Source organism: Streptococcus mitis, assembly GCF_946190065.1.
GTDB lineage: Bacteria > Bacillota > Bacilli > Lactobacillales > Streptococcaceae > Streptococcus > Streptococcus mitis_DE.
The window spans coordinates 1-231 of sequence record NZ_CAMHZD010000269.1 but is presented as its reverse complement, the minus strand read 5'-3'; the positions used below and the strand labels follow the sequence as shown (position 1 = coordinate 231).

The 231-nt window shown below is 64.1% G+C and carries 1 protein-coding gene; it reads left to right on the top strand.

All coding sequences use genetic code 11. The features are described 5' to 3' along the window. The coding region (locus OCF96_RS10115) for a hypothetical protein (RefSeq protein ID WP_261447093.1) at positions 1-231 on the top strand (231 nt) is incomplete at both ends.

Genomic DNA, 231 nt, shown 5'->3' with positions numbered 1-231 from the left:
AGTCAGTCGGCCTCAACAAGCGCGAGCCAATCCGCCAGCACCTCAGCATCTCAATCGGCCTCAACAAGTGCGAGCCAATCAGCCAGCACCTCAGCTAGTCAGTCGGCCTCGACCAGTGCCAGCCAGTCGGCCAGCACCACAGCTAGTCAGTCGGCCTCAACCAGTGCCAGCCAATCCGCCAGCACAAGAGCAAGTCAGTCGGCCTCAACCAGGGGCCGCCCGGCCGCCAGG